Genomic DNA, 22136 nt, shown 5'->3' on the forward strand with positions numbered 1-22136 from the left:
CAAGCCCTGTGAGGTGGTGCATAGGTCTAATGGGCGGTGCGGACCTTGTGGCAGCTGGCTTGCCTGCGATGCCGGCGGTGAATGCAACACCGCTTCCGCAGGCAAGCCAGCTCCCACATCGGTCTCATTTCAACCACAAGGTCGGGTTAGCGTTCATGCACATATGTTCCCGGCGCAGCTTCGGCTGCGGCGTACGTTTTATTACCTAATACCGTCGGTGCTTTCTTTAATTTGCCCGCCCGTTCCGCCTGCCAGGCCTGCCAATGCAGCCACCAGGAATCCGTATGCTTGGTCGCGTTTTCCTGCCACTCCAGCGGCTTGCCGGCCAGGCTGTCGTTGGTCTGGTAACGCGCCTTGGGGTTGCCTGGCGGGTTGAGGATGCTCTGGATATGCCCGCTGCTGGACAGTACAAACTCCACCTTGCCACCGAACAACTGTGCTGATTTGTAGCAGGATTGCCACGGCGTGATGTGGTCATTGGTGCCGGCCAGTGAATAAATATCGGCAGTGACTTGCTTGAGGTCGATGGGCGTGCCGCACACTTCCAGGGCATTCGCCCGCACCAAAGGGTTGTTCTTGAACAGCTCGATCAGGTCGCCGTGGAATGCCGCCGGCAAACGCGTGGTGTCGTTGTTCCAGAACAGGATGTCGAACACCGGCGGCTCGTTGCCCAGCAGGTAGTTGTTGACCCAGTAGTTCCAGATCAGGTCGTTGGGGCGCATCCACGCAAACACCTTGGCCATGTCGCGGCCTTCCAGCACACCGGCCTGGTAGGAGTGGCGCTTGGCCGCCTCCAGGGTCTGCTCGTCGACGAACAGTGCCACCTGGGTGTCCAGCGTGGTGTCCAGCACGCTCACCAGCAGTGTCAGGGCATTGACCTTTTTCTCCCCCAGCGCCGCATAGTGGCCGAGCAACGCGGTGCAGGTGATACCGCCGGAACAGGCGCCGAGCATGTTGATGTCCTTGCTGCCGGTAATCGCGGTGACCACATCCACGGCTTCCTTGAGCGCATCGATATAGGTCGACAGCCCCCACTCGCGCTGGGCCTTGGTGGGGTTGCGCCAGCTGACAATGAAGGTTTGCTGGTTATTGCGCAGGCAGAAACGCGCCAGGCTCTTTTCCGGGCTCAGGTCGAATACATAGAATTTGTTGATCTGCGGCGGCACCACCAGCAGCGGGCGTTCGTGCACCTGTTCGGTGATCGGCTTGTACTGGATCAGCTCCAACACGTCGTTGCGAAACACCACCGAGCCTTCGGTCGTGCCCAGGGTCTTGCCCACTTCAAAGGCGCCCATGTTCACCTGGCTCGGCATGCCGCCGTTGTGCACCATGTCCTTGGCCAGGTGGGACAAGCCATCGAGCAGGCTCTTGCCGCCGGTTTCAAAGAAGCGTTTGACCGCTGCCGGATTGGCCGCGCTGTTGGTGGGGGCCATGGCTTCGGTCATCAGGTTGATCACGAAGTGGCCGCGGCTGATGTCCTGTTCCGACAGGTTACTGTCGCCGATCCAGTCGTGCAGTTCCTTGCGCCACGCCAGGTAGGTTTGCAGATAGCGTTTGTACAGCGGGTTCTGGCTCCAGGCCGGGTCCTGGAAGCGACGGTCGTCGTTCTCGGGCACCAACGCGGACTTGCCGAACATCACGTTCTTCAACTCAACGCCAAAATGTGCGACGTGCTTGACGCTGTGCAACGGTTGTTTGATGGCTTGGGTCAGCACCATCTTCGCTGATGCGAGTAAATCCTTTTTACGTAACGCGATGATCGGATTGAGCCCCAGGGTGTTTTCCGAGGCCTGGCGTTTCAAGTCATCGTTGTTCTTGTTACTCATCTACGACGCTCCATTGTCCGAAAGACGAGTACCGGGGACCGCTGCGCACCCAGTTTCGATACACAACACAAGCCTGGTACTGCGACTCGGGTGACCGTTGATACCGCATCGTCAAATGCAGGGAACTTGCCAGTTCCATTGGTTACCCGAGTTTAATTTTTTTCGCAAGCGGACCAATCGTTGGTCACGCGACAGGGCATTCAAGCAGATGAAATTAGAAAATGCCCTCTAAAGAGCAAGACCCCTGGGCTAGAGCATCAGCCGCACGACCGACTGATCCGGATCGCGGGTTTTGCCGGCTGCTTTGAGTTCGGCGAGGTAATCAGCCCACAGCGCGTCCTGACGCACGGCCAGTTGGTAGAGGTAGTCCCAGGTGAACAGTCCGCTGTCATGGCCGTCGTCGAAGGTCAATTTCAGTGCGTACTGACCGGCCGGTTCGACCTTGGTCAACCGGACGTTGAGCTTGCCGAATTGCAGGATGGGTTTGCCGTGACCCTGGACCTCGGCGGAAGGCGAGTGGGTGCGCAGCAGTTCGGCAGGGAGTTGGTACACCTCGTCGGGCCCGTAGGTAAGGCCGAGGGTGTTGGAGGTTTTGTGCAGGTTTACAGCTGTAGGAAATTTGGACATTGGAGATGATCCTGAAGGAACCGGCTCGAAAATGTGGGAGCGGGCTTGCTCGCGAATGGGCAGTGTCAGTCAGTACAGGTGTGACTGATACACCGCATTCGCGAGCAAGCCCGCTCCCACCTTAAAGCAAAGCGGCTCTGCGTGAGGCTTACAGGATATAACGAGACAGATCTTCGTTCTGCGCCAATTCGCCCAAGTGGCTGTTGACGTACTCAGCATCAATCTTGATTACTTCGCCATTCTGCGCACCGGCCAGGTCGCCGGCGCTGAAGGATACTTCCTCCAACAAGCGCTCCAGCAGCGTGTGCAAACGACGGGCACCGATGTTCTCGGTCTTCTCGTTGACCTGCCAGGCAATCTCCGCCAGGCGCTTGATACCGTCCGCCTGGAACTCGATACCCAAGCCTTCGGTTTTCAGCAGCTCACGGTATTGCTCGGTGAGCGACGCGTGCGGCTCACTGAGGATGCGCTCAAAGTCGCCAGGGGTCAGCGCCTTGAGTTCCACGCGGATCGGCAGGCGGCCTTGCAGCTCCGGCACCAGGTCGCTTGGCTTGCTCAGGTGGAATGCACCGGAGGCGATAAACAGGATGTGGTCGGTCTTGACCATGCCCAGCTTAGTGTTCACGGTGCAGCCTTCGATCAGCGGCAGCAGGTCGCGCTGTACGCCTTCACGGGACACATCCACGCCGCCGGAGTTGCCGCGCTTGGCCACCTTGTCGATCTCGTCGATAAACACGATGCCGTGCTGCTCGACCGCTTCCAGGGCCTTGGCCTTGAGTTCTTCCTCATTGACCAGGCGCCCGGCTTCTTCGTCACGCACCAGTTTCAGGGCTTCCTTCACCTTGAGCTTGCGGCTTTTCTTCTTGCCCTTGCCCATGTTGGCGAACAGGTTCTGCAACTGGCTGGTCATTTCTTCCATGCCAGGCGGGGCGGAGATGTCGACGCCGGAGACTTCGGCGACTTCGATCTCGATTTCCTTGTCGTCCAGCTGGCCTTCACGCAGTCGCTTGCGGAACAGCTGGCGGGTGTTGGAGTCCGAGGCCGGCGCGGCGTCCTCGTTGAAACCCATGCGTGCCGGTGGCAGCAGGGCGTCGAGGATGCGTTCTTCGGCGGCGTCTTCGGCGCGGTGGCTGACCTTGGTCATTTCCTGTTCGCGCAGCAGCTTCAGGGCGGCGTCGGCCAGGTCACGGATGATCGACTCGACGTCGCGGCCCACGTAGCCCACTTCGGTGAACTTGGTGGCTTCGACCTTGATGAACGGCGCGTTGGCCAACTTGGCCAGGCGACGGGCGATTTCGGTTTTACCGACGCCGGTAGGACCGATCATCAGGATGTTCTTTGGCGTTACTTCAACGCGCAGTTCTTCGGGCAGTTGCATCCGGCGCCAGCGGTTACGCAGCGCGATGGCAACGGCGCGCTTGGCATCGTCCTGGCCGATGATATGGCGGTTGAGTTCATGGACGATTTCGCGGGGAGTCATGGACATAGTGTTTGGCGGCCTCAAGCGGAATAAGCCTACGGCTTACTCGGCGAGGTCCTGCTCCTCAATGGTCTGGTTGTGGTTGGTGAACACGCAGATATCGCCGGCAATGCCCAGGGCTGTCTCGACGATTTCGCGAGCCGACAGGTCGGTCTTCTTCAGCAGTGCGCTGGCTGCCGCCTGGGCGTAGCCACCGCCGGAACCCATGGCGATCAAGCCATGTTCAGGCTCAACCACATCGCCGTTGCCGGTGATGATCAGAGAAGCGTCTTTGTTGGCGACGGCCAGCATGGCTTCCAGACGGCTGAGGGAGCGGTCGGTACGCCATTCTTTGGCGAGTTCGACGGCTGCGCGCACGAGATGGCCCTGGTGTTTTTCCAGCTGGCCTTCGAAACGTTCGAAGAGGGTGAAGGCGTCGGCGGTAGCGCCGGCAAAGCCTGCGAGAACCTGGCCGTGGTACAGGCGACGCACTTTCTTGGCGTTGCCTTTCATTACGGTATTACCCAGGGAAACCTGGCCGTCGCCGCCCATGACGACTTTGCCGTGGCGACGTACTGAAACGATGGTGGTCAAGGGGAGAGTCTCCACGCAGCGGGGCGAAAATGCCCTGATGGAAACTGATATGGGGGTGGTGAGGGGGATTTCAACTGTAGGACGGGAGGGCGGACGAGTGGTGTTTATGTGCCGGACTCGGTCCTGAGGCCGCTTTAAATCAACTGTGGGAGCGGGCTTGCTCGCGAATGCGCTAGATCAGTCGATACATCGGGTGACTGATACACCTTATTCGCGAGCAAGCCCGCTCCCTCATTTTGATTAGCGTTGACTGTGAATCAGCGGCTCTGGCGTTGTTGTAACAACAGGTTGCTAAAGCCCGCGCCGGCCAATTGTTTCTGTGCCACGGTCAGCTGTTCACGGTTGCTGAACGGCCCCACCAGCACGCGATACCAAGTCGCATCCTTCACGGTGCCGGACTCTACCGTCACCGACTGGCCCAGCAGAATGATCTGCGCCCGTACGCGATCTGCATCCGCCTGTTTCGGGAACGAGCCCGCTTGCAGGAAGAACTTGGTCACCGGCGCGGCCTTGGTCTCGGCAACCGGCGGTGCTGGCGGTGGGGTGATCCCGGCCAGTGCGGCCTGGGCACGCGCCGTGTCGATTTTCGCCGCCTCCGCAGGCGTGACCGGTGTGGTCGGCACCTGTGGCGTCGGCAGGGTTTTCTCCGGCACGGCGTCAGGCGGCACGATCACTTCCGACTCCGGCAGCAACGTGTAGAAATCGTACTTAGGCTTCACCGGTGCCGTCGGGCTCGGCGCAGTCTTGTTGGCTTCGGCCATTTTCGTGGCTTTCTGTTGTTCCTGCTTGACCCGTTTGACGTCATCGCCCTTGCCCGGATCCAGTTTCATCAGGAACACGATAAACGCGCCGACGGTGAGGCCGATCGCCAGCCACAGCCAGCCCGGAATCGGCTTCTTCGCCGGGGCTTGGTAGCGGCTGGCGCCGCGCTTGGGTGCAGGTTTTTTCTTGGCAGCCAACTTACATACGCTCCAGAGTTTCCAGGCCCAACAGTTCCAGGCCTTGCTTGAGGGTCCGTCCAGCCAGAGCGGCGAGGCGCAGGCGGCTCTGCTTCTGGGCTTCGTCGTCGGCGGTCAGGATCGGGCAGTTCTCGTAGAAGCTGGAGAACAGGCCGGCGACTTCGTACAGGTAGGTGCACAGGATGTGTGGCGTACCTTTCTCGCCGACGCTGTTCAGCACTTCGCCGAATTGCGCCAGCTTGGCGGCCAGCTCCTGTTCATGGGTTGCCTCGAGGTTGATCTGGCCTTCGACTTCGCTGAAGTCCTTGCCCAGCTTGCGGAACACGCCGGCCACACGGGTGTAGGCGTACAGCAGGTAAGGCGCGGTGTTGCCTTCGAAGTTGAGCATCAGCTCGAAGTTGAAGCTGTAGTCGCTGGTGCGGTGCTTGGACAGGTCGGCGTATTTCACTGCGCCAATGCCCACCACGCGGGCAATGTTGCGCAGGTCGGCCTCGGCCAGCTCCGGGTTTTTCTCTTTCACCAGGTTGTAGGCACGCTCCTGGGCTTCGGTAAGCAGGTCGATCAGCTTCACGGTGCCGCCGTCGCGGGTCTTGAACGGACGGCCGTCGGCGCCGTTCATGGTGCCGAACCCCATGTGTTCCATGTGCATCGGGTGGGTGACGAAACCGGCGCGGCGCGCCACTTCGAACACCTGCTGAAAGTGCAGGGCCTGACGCTGGTCGACGAAATACAGCGCGCGATCGGCCTTGAGTACGCCGCTGCGGTAGCGCACGGCTGCCAGGTCGGTGGTGGCGTAGAGGTAGCCGCCATCGGCCTTGACGATGATCACCGGCAGCGGCTCGCCGTCCGCCGTCTTGAATTCTTCCAGGAACACGCACTGCGCGCCGTTGCTCTCCACCAGCAGGCCCTTGGCCTTGAGGTCGTTGACCACGTTGATCAGGTCGTCGTTGTAGGCGCTTTCGCCCATCACGTCGGCCATGGTCAGCTTGACGTTGAGCAGCTCGTAGATTTCCTGGCAGTGGGACAGTGAAATCTCACGGAAGCGGTTCCACAGCGCCAGGCATTCCTTGTCGCCGGCTTGCAGCTTGACCACCAGGCCACGGGCGCGCTCGGCGAACTCTTCGGATTCGTCGAAGCGCTTCTTGGCGGCGCGGTAGAAGTTTTCCAGGTCCGACAGCTCGTTGCTGGTGATCGGGTTTTCCTGCAGGTAGGCCATCAACATGCCGAACTGGGTGCCCCAGTCGCCCACATGGTTCTGACGGATCACGGTGTCGCCGAGGTACTCCAATACGCGTGCCACGCCGTCACCGATGATGGTGGAGCGCAGGTGGCCCACGTGCATCTCTTTAGCCAGGTTCGGTGCCGACAGGTCAATTACCACGCGTTGCAGCGGGCCGGCCTTGTGCACGCCGATCTTGGCGTCGGCCAGGGCCGCATCCAGGCGCGACGCCAGGGCCTGGGTGTTCTGGAAGAAGTTGATGAAGCCAGGGCCGGCGATTTCAGCCTTGCTCACGCTTTCGTCGACAGGCAGCGCAGCGATGATTTTCTCTGCCAGGTAGCGCGGCTTCATGCCCGCGGGCTTGGACAGCATCATCGCGATGTTGCTGGCGAAGTCACCGTGGGTCTTGTCGCGGGTGTTTTCCACCTGGATCGCCGGCGTCAGGCCTTCAGGCAACACACCTTCGTTGACGAGTTGGGTGAGGGCTTGTTGGATCAGCTGGCGAATGGTGTCTTTCATGGTGTTCTCTTTCGACCGCAAGCGGCGGCGCGCGATGCGCAGGTGGAAAAACTGAGCATTATCCGTGGCGAGGGCGGGCTTGCCAACCTTCGCGGGACCTATGGCCAGGCTTAATACAAATCTACCGGGTCTACGTCCAACGACCATCGCACTTGGCGACCGCTGGGCATTTGCTCCAGGGCAAGCAACCAGCTACTTAATAGTCGATGCAGGGGCGCGCGCGAGGTTGCCTGCAAGAGTAGTTGAGCGCGATAACGCCCGGCACGGCGCTCCATGGGCGCGGGCACCGGGCCGAGCAGTTCGATGCCGTTCAGGCCCAGTTCGCCAAGTAAACGTTCGGCGGCGCTGCAAGCTTCATCGAGGAAACCTTCGGCTTGCCCGGGTTTGTGGGCTTCGGCGCGCAACAGAGCCAAATGGGAAAAAGGTGGCAGGCCCGCGGCGCGACGCTCGCTCAGCGCCTGCTCGGCGAAGGCAAAGTAGCCCTGTTCGGTCAGTTGGATCAGCAGCGGATGGTCGGCCAGGTGGGTCTGGATGATCACCCGGCCTGGCTCTTCGGCGCGGCCCGCGCGGCCGGCGACCTGCACGATCAACTGCGCCATGCGCTCGCTGGCGCGGAAATCCCCGGAGAACAGCCCGCCGTCGGCATCCAGGATCGACACCAGGGTCACCCGTGGAAAATGGTGCCCTTTGGCAAGCATCTGCGTGCCGATCAGGATGCACGGATGGCCTTTCTGGATGGTGGCGAACAGCTGGTTCATTGCATCTTTGCGCGAGGTGCTGTCGCGGTCGACTCGCAGCACCGGGTAGTCAGGGAACAGAATGCCCAGGCGTTCTTCGGCCCGTTCTGTGCCGGCACCGACGGGTCGCAGGTCGACTTTGCCGCATTGCGGGCAGTGGCGCGGTACGCGTTCCACATGGCCGCAGTGATGGCAGCGCAGTTCACCGTAGCGCTGGTGCACGGTCATGCGCGCGTCGCAGCGTTCGCATTCGGACATCCAGCCGCAGTCGTGGCACAGCAAGGTCGGTGCAAAGCCGCGCCGGTTGAGAAACACCAAGACCTGTTGGCCGGCGGCGAGGGTCTGGCCGATGGCTTGTTGCATCGGTCCGGAAATGCCGCTGTCGAGTGGGCGGCTTTTGACGTCAAGGCGCAGGAAGCGTGGCTGCTTGGCGCCGCCGGCACGCTCATTAAGGCGTAGGAGGCCGTACCGCCCGGTGTAGGCGTTGTGCAAACTCTCTAAAGATGGCGTGGCCGAGCCCAGCACAATCGGGATGTCTTCCTGGCGTGCGCGCACTAGCGCCAGGTCGCGGGCGTGGTAGCGCAGGCCTTCCTGTTGTTTATAAGAGCCGTCGTGCTCCTCGTCGATGATGATCAGCCCGGGGTTTTTCATCGGGGTGAACAGCGCCGACCGGGTGCCGATAATAATGTCGGCCTCGCCGTCCCGTGCGGCCAGCCAGGATTCGAGGCGCTCACGGTCGTTGACGGCCGAGTGCACCAGAGCGATGCGGGCGTTGAAACGCTGTTCGAAGCGCGCCAGGGTCTGCGGGCCCAGGTTGATCTCGGGAATCAGCACCAGGGCCTGTTTGCCGGCTTGCAGGGTTTCGCGAATCAACTGCAAATAGACTTCGGTCTTGCCACTGCCGGTGACGCCGGCCAGCAGGAAGGCGTGGAAACTGTCAAAGCCTGCGCGAATCGCTTCGTAGGCCGCACGTTGCTCCGGGTTCAGCGGCAACTCCGGTTGGGCCAGCCAGTGTTCGTGGCGGGCGTCGGGGGCGTGCTTGCGGATTTCCACCTGCACCAGGCCCTTGGCGAGCAACAGGTCGAGGCTGTCTTTGCTCAGCATCAATTTGCTTAACAGTTGATGGGCCACGCCATGTGGGTGTTGGGCCAGGGTCGCCAGGGCTTCACGTTGGCGCGGGGCGCGGGCGATGCGCGGATCGTCGAGGCGCGCACCGGGCACCATCGACCAGAAGCGTTCCTGGCGCGCTTCGGCCAATTCGCCCTGGCGCAGCAGTACCGGCAACGCCCAACTGAGGGTATCGCCGAGGCTGTGCTGGTAATACTGGGCGGTCCACAGGCACAGCTTGAACAGGGCGGGCGGCAGCGGTGGGGTGGCGTCGAGCATGGCCAGCGCGGGCTTGAGTTTTTCCGCAGGCACTTCGCTGTGGTCCGCGACTTCCACCAGGATGCCGATCATTTCCCGTCGGCCAAACGGCACACGCACACGCATGCCCGGCTGCAGCTGTGCCCGCAGCACGCCGGCCGGGGCCCGATAATCGAACAGGCGGCGCAGGGGCGAGGGCAGGGCTAGGCGCAAAATGGCGTCGGGCACGCGGGGGGTCTCTTATAAAAGGCAGGCGGTGGCGCAGGGGCGGGAGCCTAGCAGACAGGGGAGGGCTTGGGTATGCCACGGTTTTCTGATGAAAGGAGGTTTTCAGTCGAATACGCGGCTTGCGTGATTAAAAAGGTCTGGTAGAATCCGCGGCCTAATTACGTGCGGTATTCGACAATAGTGTCGAGTGGCGGCACGCTAGCCCGAGGAAGTGCCATGAAAGCCGATATCCATCCAGCGTACGAAACCATCGAAGTCACCTGCAGCTGCGGCAACAAGTTCGAAACCCGTTCGAACCTGTGCAAGCCACTGGGTACTGACGTATGCAACGAGTGCCACCCGTTCTACACCGGTAAGCAGAAAACTCTGGACACCGGCGGCCGTGTACAGCGCTTTGCTGACCGTTTCGGTGCTTTCGGTGCCAAAAAGGCCTAAGGCCGATCAACTTGGGAAGCCGTTACGGTTTTTCCATGCTGATGAAAAAGGCGTCCCTTGTGGGCGCCTTTTTTGTGCCTGGGATTTGGCTCTCAGTCGCCCAGGCCGAGGTGTTTTGCCGCGCACCGACTTCCCTGGCCCAGGTGGAAGTGCAGCGCGTGGTGGATGGCGACACGGTGCGCCTCAAGGACGGCCGCGGTGTGCGGATGATCGGCCTCAATGCCCCGGAAACCGGCAAGAAGGGCCGCCCCGACGAGCCTTACGCGGTTGCCGCCCGCCAGCGTTTACAGGCATTGGTCGACGCCAGCGACGGCCGCGTCGGCTTGGTGGCTGGGCGCGAGAGCAAGGACCGCTACGGTCGCACGCTCGCCCACCTCTACGGCGCGAATGGTGAGAATCTTGAGGCGCGGCTGCTGGCCGAAGGCCTGGGGTTTCAGGTCGGTGTCGCGCCCAACGTTGATCTTGTTACCTGTCAACAGGCCGCCGAAAACAGCGCCCGTGACGCACGATTGGGCCTTTGGCGGCAATCGCCAGTGCAAAGCGTGGCGCAGCTCAAACAGTCCGGCTTCGCTCTGGTCAGTGGCCGAGTGAGCAAGATCGAACGCAATCGCGGCGGAATCTGGATCGAATTGCAGGGGGCACTGGTATTGCGCATTGCACCCGACCTCGTCCGTCAGTTCGACGCCGCAGGGCTCAGTGGTCTGCAAGGCAAGCCCGTCGAGGCTCGTGGCTGGGTGCAGGATCGCGCCAAGCGCGGCGGCCTGAAAAACGGCCAGGCACGTTGGTTGTTGCCATTGACCGACCCTGGCATGCTCAAATCGACTGATTAAGAAAAAATTGTAGACATTTTTTTAGTCGATTGTGAACAGTTGAGCCCTTGTATCCCGTGGCCTTAGACCAAAGTACGTCGCTTTAGGGCCTTGACACCTGTGACTGCCCAGTCTTGTGGGGACTTTACGACACGCGTATCCTCGGCGGTCCGTCGACCAACAGTAAAAGCGGAATGCCGATATGTCTGATTTGAAAACTGCCGCTCTCGAATATCATGCCCATCCTCGTCCAGGAAAGCTGAGTGTAGAGCTCACCAAAGCCACTGCCACTGCTCGCGACCTGTCGCTGGCCTACAGCCCTGGTGTTGCCGAGCCCGTACGTGAAATCGCCCGCGACCCTGAACTGGCGTACAAGTACACCGGCAAAGGCAACCTGGTTGCAGTGATTTCCGATGGCACCGCGATCCTCGGCCTGGGCAACCTCGGCCCATTGGCATCCAAGCCAGTCATGGAAGGTAAAGGCGTGTTGTTCAAGCGCTTTGCCGGCATCGACGTTTTCGATATCGAAGTCGATTCCGAAAGCCCGCAGGCTTTCATCGACACGGTCAAGCGCATTTCCATCACCTTCGGTGGCATCAACCTGGAAGACATCAAGGCGCCTGAGTGCTTCGAGATCGAAAAGGCCTTGATCGAACAGTGCGACATTCCGGTATTCCACGATGACCAGCACGGCACCGCGATCGTTACCGCCGCCGGCATGATCAACGCCCTGGAAATCGCTGGCAAAACCCTGGCTGACGCCAAGATCGTCTGCCTGGGCGCCGGTGCTGCAGCTATCTCGTGCATGAAGCTGATCGTCAGCATGGGCGCCAAGCTGGAAAACATCTACATGGTCGACAGCAAGGGCGTGATCCAGTCCGAGCGTACCGACCTGAACCAGTACAAGGCGATGTTTGCGCATCCGTCTTCCAAGCGCACCCTGGCTGACGCCCTCGACGGTGCAGACGTGTTCGTCGGCCTGTCCGGCCCGAACCTGCTGAGCGCCGAAGGCCTCAAATCCATGGCGGCCAACCCGATCGTGTTCGCCTGCTCCAACCCGGACCCGGAAATCGCGCCGGAACTGGCACACGCCACCCGCGACGACGTGATCATGGCGACCGGCCGTTCGGACTACCCGAACCAGGTCAACAACGTGTTGGGCTTCCCGTTCATCTTCCGTGGTGCCCTGGACGTTCGCGCCAAGCGCATCAACGAAGAAATGAAAGTGGCTGCCGCCAACGCCCTGCGTGAACTGGCCAAGCTGCCGGTGCCTCAGGATGTGTGCGATGCCTATGGCGGCGCCAAGCTGGAATTCGGTCGTGAGTACATCATCCCGAAACCAATGGACAAGCGCCTGATCACCCTGATCTCCGACGCTGTGGCCAAAGCCGCTATCGAGACCGGCGTGGCCACCCTGCCGTATCCGAAAAACTACCCGCTGCAAAGCGTGGATGATGTGTTCAACGGCTAAGCCGTTGTAGCGCACCAACAAAAAGCCCCGGCTCTCGCGAGTCGGGGCTTTTTTGTGGTCGATTAGATCTAAAGGTGGGAGCAGGCTTGCCCGCGATAGCGGTGGATCAATCCGCTCATGTGGTGCCTGACACACCGCAATCGCGGGCAAGCCCGCTCCCACATTCGGCCTGTTTCAGGCCATAAATCTCACTAGAACAGATCGATCGGCGCCGCCTCATCCGCCGGCAACGGGCTGCCCGGTACAACGCCATTGCCCAGCTCGTTGACCGACGGCGGTGTGTCTTCGCTCTTGAACAGTTCGAAGTACGCATTCGGCGTGCTTGGCGAGGCCGCGCGGCCACTCACCGGGTCGATGCGCAGGCTGAGGATACCTTCCGGCTCCGGTTGGGTGTGGGGCGGCTTGTCCTTCAAGGCTGCGCCCATATAACTCATCCAGATCGGCAGCGCGACGGTGCCACCGAACTCGCGGCGACCCAAGCTTTCCGGTTGGTCATAGCCGGTCCACACGGTGGTCACGTAATCGGCGTTATAACCGGAGAACCAGGCGTCCTTGGACTCGTTGGTGGTACCGGTCTTGCCCGCAATGTCCGGACGCCCCAGGGCCAGGGCGCGGCGGCCGGTGCCCTTCTTGATCACGTCTTCAAGGATGCTGTTGAGGATGTAGGTGGTGCGGCCATCCACGATGCGCTCGGCCACGGCGGGCGTCTGCGGTTCGGTTGCAGCAGCGTTGGTGGCCGGCGTGGTGCCAGGGGCCGGCTCGATGGTGATGCCGCCATTGCTCGGCGCCGCCAGGCCATCAGTCGCCGCTACACCGTTGACCACATCACCCGGCACGCGTGGCGGGTTGGCGGTGAACAGGGTGTCGCCGTTGCGGCTTTCAATCTTGTCGATCAGGTACGGCGCGATCTTGTAGCCGCCGTTGGCAAAGGTGCTCCAGCCCGTGGCGATTTCCATCGGCGTCAGGGTCGCAGTGCCCAGGGCCAGGGACAGGTTCGGCGGCAGGTCTGACTTGGAGAAGCCAAAGCGCGTCATGTAATCGATGGTCTTGCCGACGCCCATCGCCTGCAGCAAGCGGATCGACACCAGGTTGCGCGACTTGTACAGCGCCTCGCGGATACGGATCGGGCCGAGGAAGGTGTTGGTATCGTTCTTCGGACGCCAGACCTTGTCCAGGTACTCGTCGACAAACACGATCGGCGCATCGTTGACCAGGCTGGCGGCGGTGTAGCCGTTGTCCAGCGCGGCACTGTAGATGAACGGTTTGAAGCTCGAGCCCGGCTGGCGCTTGGCCTGGGTCGCACGGTTGTAGTTGCTCTGTTCGAACGCGAAGCCGCCGACCAGGGCGCGAATCGCACCGTTCTGCGGGTCCAGGGAGACCAGGGCGCCTTGGGCCAACGGCACTTGGCTGAACTTGAGGCTGTCGTCTTTCTGGCGCTGCACGCGGATCAAATCACCCACCTGGGCCACGTCAGACGGCTGCTTGGGCAGCGCGCCCATGCTGTTGGTGTTCAGGAATGGGCGTGCCCATTTCATGCTGTCCCACGCCACATGGGCTTCGCCAGTGCGGGTCAGCACCTGCAGGCCATCTTTCTTCACCTGGGTGACGATGGCCGGCTCCAGGCCGCTGATGGCGCGTTGTTTGCCCAGTTCGGTGGTCCAGGCGCTCAGGGTCTTGCCCGGCAGGCGCGACTCAGGGCCCCGGTAGCCGTGGCGCTGGTCGTAGGTGATCAGGCCTGAGTGCACCGAGTCATTGGCGATTTCCTGCAGGTTGCTCGGCACCGTGGTGGTCACCCGGAAACCTTCGGTGTACGCCTCGCTGCCATAGCGGCCGACCATCTCGGCGCGCGCCATTTCGGCGATATACGGGGCGTTCACTTCCGGCGTCGGCACGTGGTAGCTGGCGTTCAACGGTTCGGCGATGGCGCTTTCGTAAGCGGCCTGGTCGATCTTGCCCAGCTTGTACATGCGGCCCAGGATCCAGTCGCGGCGTTCTTTGCTTCGCGCCGGGTTGGCCAGCGGGTTGAAGCGTGACGGGGCCTTGGGCAGGCCGGCGATCATGGCCATCTGCGCCAGGCTGGCGTCACGGATGGACTTGCCATAGTAAACCTGGGAAGCCGCCTCGATCCCGTAGGCACGGTTGCCCAGGTAGATCTTGTTGACGTACAGCTCGAGGATCTCGTCCTTGGTCAACTGGCGTTCGATCTGCAGTGCCAGGAGGATCTCGGTAGCTTTACGTGAAAAGCTGCGCTCGCTAGTGAGGAAGAAGTTCTTCGCCACCTGCATGGTGATGGTGCTGCCGCCGGACTGAATGTGTCCGCTTTTTACCAATTGCGTGGCCGCGCGCACCAGGCTGCTGGGGTCGACGCCATAGTGGTTGGCAAAATTATCGTCTTCGGCCGACAGCAGGGCGCTGATGAAATTGGGCGGAATATCGGCAAAACGGATCGGTGTGCGGCGCATTTCGCCGAACTCCGCGATCAGTTTTTCATCGCTGCTGTAGACCCGCAAAGGAATCTGCAACTGGATACTTCTGAGGGCCTCTACCGAGGGCAAACCCGGACTAAGGTAGAGGTAGGCCCCGCTGAATACGAGCAGCAGCCCGCAAACGATGGCGACAATGGAGTACCCGAAAAACTTCAGCAGACGAATCAAGGCTTTTGGATTTCCAGAGAAAAGAATGAGTTAGGCCTCGGGGCATGCATGGCAAACGATGGATCGACCCGAGCTGCAGATAAAAAGCGGGAAAAAACGCTGGGCATTAAAGCATTTTTCGACTTGGGGCGTCATTCGCACCTGTTCAACAAGTCGACCGAATGCATGGCGCCCAGCGGCAATCAGGCGGTATGACAGACAAAGCTTTAGGGAGTTTTATGGGAAAAGGATTTTTCACGGGAAAAGCTCGCACCTTGCTGGGTGTCGACATCAATGACACGGCCATCCGCTTGATCGAGCTGGGCCGTTCACCTTCAGGTTTCAACATTCAAGGCTACGTCACGCAGGCGTTGCCGGCGCAAACGGTGGTCGACGGCACATTCCTTGATCTTGAAGGCGTAGGGCGCGCTTTGCGCAGCGCGTGGTCGCGGTTGTCGACATCGGTTCGTGGCGCTGCCGCTGCCGTGGCCGGGCCCTCGGTGATCACGCGGATGATTGATCTGGAAGCCGGCCTCACCGACGATGAGATGGCCTGGATGATCCAGATGGAGGCAGACCAGTACATTCCTTATCCGCTGGATGACGTGGCTATCGACTTTCAAGTGCGTGGGCCGACGGCCCTGGACCCGAATCGGGTCGAGGTATTGCTGGCCGCCTGCTTGAAGGAACAAGTGGAAGCCCGCGAGGCGGTTTTGGCCTTGGCGGGGCTGGTGCCGAAGGTGATCGATGTCGAAGCGTTTGCATTGGCGCGCGCTTGCAGTCAGGATTTCGCCAGCTTCACGCCGAGTCATCGCGTCGATGGTGCACAATGGGCCGTGGATGCCCAGGGGATGGGAATTGCTTGCGGGTTGGCCCTGAGGAGTTTCGCTTGAAGACACGAATCAACCTACTGCCTTGGCGCCAGGCGCTGGCAGAGCGGCGACGCAAGTATCTACTGGCGTGCTTGCTGGCGTTCGCCTGTGCGGCGCTCGCGGCCGTTTGGCTGGCGGACCAGGTGATCGACCGGGCCATCGATCGTCAAGTGACCCGCAATGACCATCTGGGCAAGGAGATCGTCGGCCTGGATTCACGCATCAAGACCATCGACGATCTGCAGGAGCAAAGCCAGCAGTTGGCGCAACGCATGAAAGTCGTTCAAGACCTGCATGATGCCCGCTCGTCCGGTGCTCAACTGTTGGACCAACTGGCGCGCGCGGTCCCCGACGGCGTGCACCTGCATGAGGTGGTGGCCAAGGGGGATACGGTCAGTATCAGCGGCAGCGCTGAATCCAGCCAGGACATCGCTCAATTGATGCGCCGCCTGGAAGCCGCGGAAGGCGCCCATTCCACTCGGTTGCAGCATGTGCGAACGGATGGCGCGCGCGGCAACAATCAATTCCAGCTGATGGTGCGTCAGGGAGAGTCCTCCGAGGCTCAACCTTGAGCCTGCCAAGGCTCAATCTTTCTGCACTCACTTACAACGCTGCAAAATGGTCCCTACCTGGCAAGGCCCTGTTGGGTTGTGCGCTGGCGGGCGTGGTGTTTGTGGTGGGCGACCTTGTGTACCTGAGCCCTTCGCGGGAACGGTTGCACCAGGTCGAGGCGCGGGAAGTGGCCCTGCAGCAGCAAGTCGCACAAAAGACTGGGCTGGCCGCCAGCCTTGCAGCGCGTACGCAGCAGCTCCAACTGATGCAAGCGAAGGTCGACGAACGTTTGCAGGCGTTGCCTGGCGAGTCCGAGATGCCTGGTTTGCTGGAAGACATCGCGCGTCTGGCGCTGGCCAACGGGTTGGTGGTCGAGAGCGTCACGCCTTTGGATGCGTTGTCCAGGTCGTTCTTTCACGAACAACCCGTGCAGGTCGGCGTCGCGGGGGCTTATCACGACCTGGCGATGTTCCTGGCGGGCCTGGGTGGCCTGTCGCGCATCGCCACGGTGCACGATGTGGTGCTTCGGCGTGACGGCAAGCGGTTGCGCCTTGACGTGCTGGCCAAGACTTACTGGCATGCGCAGGGCGGTGGGCGGCTTGTACAGCGGCAGCCCTTTGCCTACGACTCGTCCGCGTTGCGTGATCCATTTCACCGGCTTGCGGTGCGGGTCGATCATTTGATGGGGCGACCGGCCCGTGCGCCGGACTTTGCCCGGCCACGTGGCGTGCTGGAAAACCTTGTAGTGGACCAGTTTGAAATGGTTGGCACGCTGTCTCGTGGGGGGCAGGTTTTTGCTCTGCTACGTGCCTCGTCCAAGGTGCATCGCCTGACGGTCGGGGACTACCTGGGGCCGGACCATGGCCGAGTCACAGCCATTCATGAGCGCTCCATAGAACTGGTCGAGCTGTTTCCCGATGGTCAGGGGGCATGGCTGGAACGCCCGCGAACCCTGGTGCTAAACATCAACTCATAACGGAATCAAACAATGAAAAGGACTTTCTCGTCCTTCGGTGTGGCGCTATGGATAGCGTTCACGGCACCGATGGCTGCTGCTGTGCCCAATCGTGTAGATCTGATCCAGTTGCCGCCTCCCGGCGGCACCACGCTGAGCGCCTACACAGGCGACAAGCTCAGCCTCAACTTCCAGAGCATCGAGTTGCGCACGGCGTTGCAACAAATTGCCGATGTGGCGGGCCTCAATCTGGTTGCCAGTGACGATGTGCAGGGTTCTATCACCCTGCGCCTCAAGGATGTGTCCTGGGATCAGGCGCTGGACCTGGTGCTGCAAGCCAAGGGCCTGGACAAGCGGGTGAAGGCCGGCGTGTTGTTGGTGGCGCCGGCCGAGGAACTGGCTGCGCGCGAGCTGCTCACGCTGGAATCGCGAAAGCAGATGGCCGAGCTGGCGCCGTTGCGCCGCGAGCTGCTGCAAGTCAATTACGCCAAGGCGGCAGACCTGGCCAAGTTGTTCCAGTCGGTCACCGGCCTTGAGGGCGTGACCGATGAGCGTGGTTCGGTGGCGGTGGATGATCGCACCAACAACATCATCGCCTATCAGACTGTCGAGCGACTGGAGGAACTGCGACGGATCGTGGCGCAGCTGGATATTCCCGTGCGCCAGGTGATGATCGAGGCGCGGATTGTCGAGGCCAATGTCGATTACGACAAAAGCCTGGGCGCGCGCTGGGGTGGGCGGCTCAATCGGGGTAACTGGGGCGCGGGTGGCATTGCGAAACCTCCGCCTGAGGGCGCCGCACCGCCGGAAAACCCACCCCCATCACCTTTTGTGGACTTGGGATCACTCACCGGCACCTCGGGCCTGGGCATTGCCTATATCACCGACAACCTGTTGCTGGACCTGGAGCTCACCGCCATGGAGAAAACCGGCAACGGCGAAATCGTCTCGCAACCCAAGGTGGTCACTTCCGACAAAGAAACCGCACGCATCCTCAAGGGCACCGAGATTCCCTACCAGGAATCCAGCTCCAGCGGCGCTACGTCAGTGTCGTTCAAGGAGGCCTCGCTGTCGTTGGAAGTCACCCCGCAGATCACCCCCGATGACCGCGTGATCATGGAGGTCAAGGTCACCAAGGATGAGCCCGACTACTTGAACAAACTCAACGACGTGCCGCCGATCAAGAAGAACGAGGTCAACGCCAAGGTATTGGTCAAGGATGGCGAGACCATCGTGATCGGCGGAGTTTTCTCCAATACCCAGAGCAAAGTGGTAGATAAAGTGCCATTTTTGGGCGATGTGCCGTATCTTGGCCGCCTTTTCCGGCGCGATGTGCTGGCGGAGAAAAAATCCGAGCTGCTGGTATTCCTGACTCCGCGTATTATGAATAACCAGGCGATTGCTGTGAGTCGTTGATTCTGTGCGAAATTTGATTCTTGTAGGACCGATGGGGGCTGGAAAAAGCACCATCGGCCGTTTGCTGGCCAAAGAGCTGCGCCTGCCGTTCAAAGATTCCGACAAGGAAATTGAATTGCGCACGGGTGCCAATATCCCATGGATCTTCGATAAGGAAGGCGAACTGGGCTTTCGTGACCGCGAGCAGGCGATGATTGCCGAGCTGTGCGGCTGCGATGGCGTGGTATTGGCGACCGGCGGCGGTGCGGTGATGCGCGATGAAAACCGCCGCGCGTTGCATGCCGGTGGTCGGGTGGTCTATCTGCATGCCTCGGTCGAGCAGCAGGTGGGCCGCACCGCCCGCGATCGCAATCGTCCGTTGCTGCGCACGGCCAACCCGGAGAAAACCCTGCGGGACCTGCTCACGCTGCGCGATCCGCTGTATCGGGAAATCGCCGATCTGGTGGTGGAAACCGATGAGCGGCCACCCCGGATGGTGGTCCTCGACATTCTTGAGCGCCTGCAACGGCTGCCACCCCGTTAAAGCCCGGCTCGAAATGCGCTATTCTCGGCGGCGCGCTATCACCCTGTGGGGTGTGGCGTAGAGCCATCAGGTGACGTCAGATCTTGACGTCGTCGGTCGTCACTCCATCTCTAACGCGGGGACACATGCAGACACTTAAGGTCGATCTAGGCGAGCGCAGCTACCCGATCCATATTGGCGAAGGTCTGCTGGACCAGCCCGAGTTGCTCGCACCGCATATTGCCGGGCGGCAAGTGGCGATCATCTCCAACGAAACGGTCGCGCCGCTGTATCTTGAGCGTCTGAGCCGCAGCCTGGCGGCGTATTCGGTGATCTCGGTGATCCTGCCCGACGGCGAAGCCCACAAGAACTGGGAAACCCTGCAACTGATTTTTGATGGCCTGCTGACTGCACGCCATGATCGCCGTACTACTGTGATCGCCCTAGGCGGCGGTGTAATCGGCGATATGGCCGGTTTTGCGGCGGCCTGCTACCAGCGCGGCGTGGACTTTATCCAGGTGCCGACCACCTTGCTGTCCCAGGTCGATTCGTCGGTGGGCGGCAAGACCGGCATCAACCACCCGCTGGGCAAAAACATGGTGGGCGCGTTCTACCAGCCTCAAGCCGTGCTGATCGACACCGCGACCCTCAACACCTTGCCGCCGCGCGAGCTGTCGGCGGGCTTGGCGGAAGTCATCAAGTACGGGTTGATCTGCGACGAGCCCTTCCTGACCTGGCTGGAAGAACATGTGGATGCCCTGCGCAACCTGGACCAGGCGGCACTCACTGAAGCGATTTCGCGCTCCTGCGCCGCCAAGGCGCTGGTGGTGAATGCCGACGAACGGGAGTCCGGTGTGCGGGCCACCTTGAACCTGGGCCACACCTTCGGCCATGCGATCGAAACGCACATGGGCTATGGTGTGTGGTTGCATGGAGAGGCTGTAGCGGCTGGCACGGTGATGGCGTTGGAGATGTCGCAGCGTCTGGGCTGGATCAGCGCCCAGGAGCGTGATCGTGGCATCCGCCTGTTCCAGCGCGCCGGTTTGCCGGTCATTCCGCCGGAGGAGATGACTGAGGCGGATTTCCTCGAACATATGGCAATAGACAAGAAAGTGATCGACGGTCGACTGCGACTGGTGCTGCTGCGCCACATGGGCGAAGCAGTGGTGACCGACGATTATCCGAAAGAGATTTTACAGGCCACGCTGGGAGCGGATTACCGCGCCCTGGCCCAGCTTAAAGGTTAATAAGATCCCGATGACTAGTTTGCATGCCGACGAGGCGTTCCTCGGCCATTACCAGTTAAGCCACGACCCTTTTGCTCCACGGGTGCCTGGCTTCAAATTTTTCCCGGCCCAGCGCAAGCCAGTGCTCGGCCAACTGCACCACCTCGCGCGATACAGCCAACTGCTGCTGGTCGTGACCGGCCCGTTGGGCAGCGGCAAGACCCTGCTGCGCCAGGCCCTGGTGGCCAGTACCAACAAGCAGTCGGTACAGAGCGTGGTGGTATCGGCCCGTGGTGCCGGGGATGCGGCGGGCGTGCTGCGTCAGGTTGCCCAGTCCCTGGACGTGGCCACTGCCGAGCCAAACGCGATCCTCAAGCAGGTGGTACAACTGGGCCTGACGGGCCAGGAAGTCTACCTGCTGGTGGATGACGCCGAGCAGCTCGACGAATCCGCCCTGGAAGCGCTGCTGGCGCTGGCGGCGGGTACGCCGGAAGGTCGCCCGCACGTATTCCTGTTTGGCGAGTCGTCGCTGATCGCCGATCTTGAGCAGATCAGCGGTGATCAGGAGCTGTTCCACGTCATCGAATTGCAGCCGTACGAAGAGGAAGAAACCCGCGAATACCTGGCTCAACGCCTGGAAGGCGCAGGGGCGGGTATCGAACTTTTCTCCGCTCAGCAGATCTCTGATATTCACGAAAGCTCCGACGGCTGGCCTGGCACCATCAACCAGGTTGCCCGCGATGCCATGATCGAAGCCATGATTGCCAGCCGCACTGCGGTCAAGCGTCCAAAGATGGGGTTCACAATGCCTAAGAAACACGTATTGGCTATTTCCGCCGTTGTTGTGGTCGCTGTCGCCGCCGCCTGGTTGATCCCAGGTCGCAGCAAGGCACCGACCACCGCCGGCGCGCCAACCGAACAGGCGCAGTTGCCACTGGGCAAGCCCACACCAAATGTTGAATTCGCCAACTCCGGTCAACCGACCAACCTGCCGATGGTCGGCCAGCCTGTGATGCGTGGCCCCCTTGCAGAAGAAGCCGGTGGCATCTCCGAAGGCGACGACGGCGTGCCGGTGGAAGGCTCCAGCGCGACACCGCCAACCGTGACCACCACTGCACCGCCTGCGGGCGTGCCAGCGGGTCAGCCGGCCGCCAAGCCGACCCCCGCGCCTACCCCTGCGCCGACCGTCGCCACCGCCAAGCCTGCGCCTGTGACCAAGCCGGTTGCGCCTGCGCCAACCGTCAAGCCTACCCCGGCTCCAGCGGCCAAGCCGGCTGAAAAACCGGCCGCCACTGTTGCCAAAGCGGGTGCCGCTGGCAGCAGCTGGTACGCCAGTCAGCCTTCCGGCAACTTCGTGGTGCAGATCCTGGGCACCAGCTCCGAGGCCAACGCCCAGGCGTTCGTGAAAGAGCAGGGCGGCGAGTACCGTTATTTCAAGAAAGTGCTCAACGGCAAGCCTCTCTACGTGATCACCTACGGCAACTTCTCCAGCCGTGCAGCAGCCGATTCTGCGATCAAAGCCTTGCCAGCGAAGGTTCAGGCTGGTAAACCTTGGCCTCGCACTGTTGCCAGCGTTCAACAAGAACTCGCAACAACTCGCTGAAGATCCGGCGGCCTTACCCAGGCCGCCCTCCCGGCACCTCAAAAAATAACCGCAAGTGCGTGCAGTCTCTAGAGACCGCGCGCTTTGTGGTGTCTGCGTCACAGTAGCTTTTGAGTCGTAGCGGTCAGA

Annotated in this window: 18 protein-coding genes and 1 pseudogene; 11 read left to right on the forward strand and 8 right to left on the reverse strand. The window is 61.3% G+C overall.

The features are described 5' to 3' along the window. Nucleotides 1-146: 146 nt before the first annotated feature. The 7 genes from phaC to PF1751_RS01935 all read right to left on the reverse strand — a co-directional run bounded on the left by phaC (nucleotide 147) and on the right by PF1751_RS01935 (nucleotide 9533). Complete coding sequence (gene phaC / locus PF1751_RS01905; RefSeq protein WP_010213779.1) at nucleotides 147-1826, reverse strand: class II poly(R)-hydroxyalkanoic acid synthase; 1680 nt, start codon at nucleotides 1824-1826, stop codon at nucleotides 147-149. A 249-nt stretch (nucleotides 1827-2075) separates the two neighbouring features. After that, nucleotides 2076-2453, reverse strand: a complete 378-nt coding sequence (locus PF1751_RS01910) for a gamma-butyrobetaine hydroxylase family protein (RefSeq protein ID WP_010213778.1) — start codon at nucleotides 2451-2453, stop codon at nucleotides 2076-2078. Between the two features lie 148 nt (nucleotides 2454-2601). Further along, on the reverse strand, nucleotides 2602-3939 hold the full coding sequence (hslU, locus tag PF1751_RS01915; RefSeq protein WP_010213775.1) for an ATP-dependent protease ATPase subunit HslU: 1338 nt from the start codon (nucleotides 3937-3939) through the stop codon (nucleotides 2602-2604). A gap of 36 nt (nucleotides 3940-3975) precedes the next feature. Beyond that, a complete protein-coding gene (hslV, locus tag PF1751_RS01920) occupies nucleotides 3976-4506 on the reverse strand; it encodes an ATP-dependent protease subunit HslV (protein ID WP_003171209.1) in 531 nt (176 codons plus the stop codon). A 257-nt stretch (nucleotides 4507-4763) separates the two neighbouring features. Beyond that, a complete protein-coding gene (locus tag PF1751_RS01925; RefSeq protein WP_010213772.1) occupies nucleotides 4764-5465 on the reverse strand; it encodes an SPOR domain-containing protein in 702 nt (233 codons plus the stop codon). Between the two features lies 1 nt (nucleotide 5466). Further along, nucleotides 5467-7203, reverse strand: coding sequence for an arginine--tRNA ligase (gene argS, locus PF1751_RS01930; RefSeq protein ID WP_044286516.1), 1737 nt, complete (start codon nucleotides 7201-7203; stop codon nucleotides 5467-5469). 110 nt (nucleotides 7204-7313) lie between these two features. Then, the gene (locus PF1751_RS01935) at nucleotides 7314-9533 is read right to left on the reverse strand and encodes a primosomal protein N' (protein WP_044286517.1); all 2220 of its coding nucleotides are present in this window, start codon (nucleotides 9531-9533) and stop codon (nucleotides 7314-7316) included. Nucleotides 9534-9749: 216 nt separating this feature from the next. On the opposite strand from PF1751_RS01935, the gene rpmE reads away from it, so the two are divergent. From rpmE to PF1751_RS01950, 3 genes are all read left to right on the forward strand, one after another. Continuing rightward, nucleotides 9750-9968, forward strand: coding sequence for a 50S ribosomal protein L31 (rpmE, locus tag PF1751_RS01940; protein WP_010213765.1), 219 nt, complete (start codon nucleotides 9750-9752; stop codon nucleotides 9966-9968). Between the two features lie 35 nt (nucleotides 9969-10003). Continuing rightward, on the forward strand, nucleotides 10004-10798 hold the full coding sequence (locus tag PF1751_RS01945; protein ID WP_044286518.1) for a thermonuclease family protein: 795 nt from the start codon (nucleotides 10004-10006) through the stop codon (nucleotides 10796-10798). A 181-nt stretch (nucleotides 10799-10979) separates the two neighbouring features. Next, nucleotides 10980-12248, forward strand: coding sequence for a malic enzyme-like NAD(P)-binding protein (locus PF1751_RS01950; protein WP_010213763.1), 1269 nt, complete (start codon nucleotides 10980-10982; stop codon nucleotides 12246-12248). 191 nt (nucleotides 12249-12439) lie between these two features. Here the strand turns inward: PF1751_RS01950 and PF1751_RS01955 are convergent, their stop codons facing one another. After that, nucleotides 12440-14899 (reverse strand): penicillin-binding protein 1A, encoded by a 2460-nt coding sequence (locus tag PF1751_RS01955; RefSeq protein ID WP_370737443.1) that lies wholly within the window; start codon nucleotides 14897-14899, stop codon nucleotides 12440-12442. A gap of 51 nt (nucleotides 14900-14950) precedes the next feature. On the opposite strand from PF1751_RS01955, the gene PF1751_RS29085 reads away from it, so the two are divergent. From PF1751_RS29085 to PF1751_RS01990, 8 genes and pseudogenes are all read left to right on the forward strand, one after another. Further along, on the forward strand, nucleotides 14951-15097 hold the full coding sequence (locus tag PF1751_RS29085; RefSeq protein ID WP_021492324.1) for a hypothetical protein: 147 nt from the start codon (nucleotides 14951-14953) through the stop codon (nucleotides 15095-15097). A 23-nt stretch (nucleotides 15098-15120) separates the two neighbouring features. Continuing rightward, nucleotides 15121-15774, forward strand: a complete 654-nt coding sequence (gene pilM / locus PF1751_RS01960) for a type IV pilus biogenesis protein PilM (RefSeq protein ID WP_044286519.1) — start codon at nucleotides 15121-15123, stop codon at nucleotides 15772-15774. After that, the gene (locus PF1751_RS01965; RefSeq protein WP_010213760.1) at nucleotides 15771-16325 is read left to right on the forward strand and encodes a PilN domain-containing protein; all 555 of its coding nucleotides are present in this window, start codon (nucleotides 15771-15773) and stop codon (nucleotides 16323-16325) included. Before pilM ends, PF1751_RS01965 begins: the two co-directional genes overlap by 4 nt. Then, nucleotides 16322-17281, forward strand: coding sequence for a pilus assembly protein PilP (locus tag PF1751_RS01970; protein ID WP_044286520.1), 960 nt, complete (start codon nucleotides 16322-16324; stop codon nucleotides 17279-17281). Before PF1751_RS01965 ends, PF1751_RS01970 begins: the two co-directional genes overlap by 4 nt. Before the next feature lie 138 nt (nucleotides 17282-17419). Further along, nucleotides 17420-18676 (forward strand): annotated as a pseudogene (locus PF1751_RS01975) (type IV pilus secretin PilQ); the annotation flags it as partial. A 4-nt stretch (nucleotides 18677-18680) separates the two neighbouring features. Continuing rightward, nucleotides 18681-19199: a shikimate kinase AroK gene (aroK, locus tag PF1751_RS01980; RefSeq protein WP_010213757.1), complete on the forward strand. Its 519-nt coding sequence runs from the start codon at nucleotides 18681-18683 to the stop codon at nucleotides 19197-19199. 125 nt (nucleotides 19200-19324) lie between these two features. Continuing rightward, the gene (gene aroB / locus PF1751_RS01985; protein WP_021492321.1) at nucleotides 19325-20425 is read left to right on the forward strand and encodes a 3-dehydroquinate synthase; all 1101 of its coding nucleotides are present in this window, start codon (nucleotides 19325-19327) and stop codon (nucleotides 20423-20425) included. A gap of 10 nt (nucleotides 20426-20435) precedes the next feature. Further along, nucleotides 20436-22007: an SPOR domain-containing protein gene (locus tag PF1751_RS01990; RefSeq protein ID WP_010213754.1), complete on the forward strand. Its 1572-nt coding sequence runs from the start codon at nucleotides 20436-20438 to the stop codon at nucleotides 22005-22007. Nucleotides 22008-22136: the final 129 nt, after the last annotated feature.

Origin of the sequence: Pseudomonas simiae (assembly GCF_000934565.1) — a bacterium.
Taxonomy (GTDB): domain Bacteria; phylum Pseudomonadota; class Gammaproteobacteria; order Pseudomonadales; family Pseudomonadaceae; genus Aquipseudomonas; species Aquipseudomonas simiae.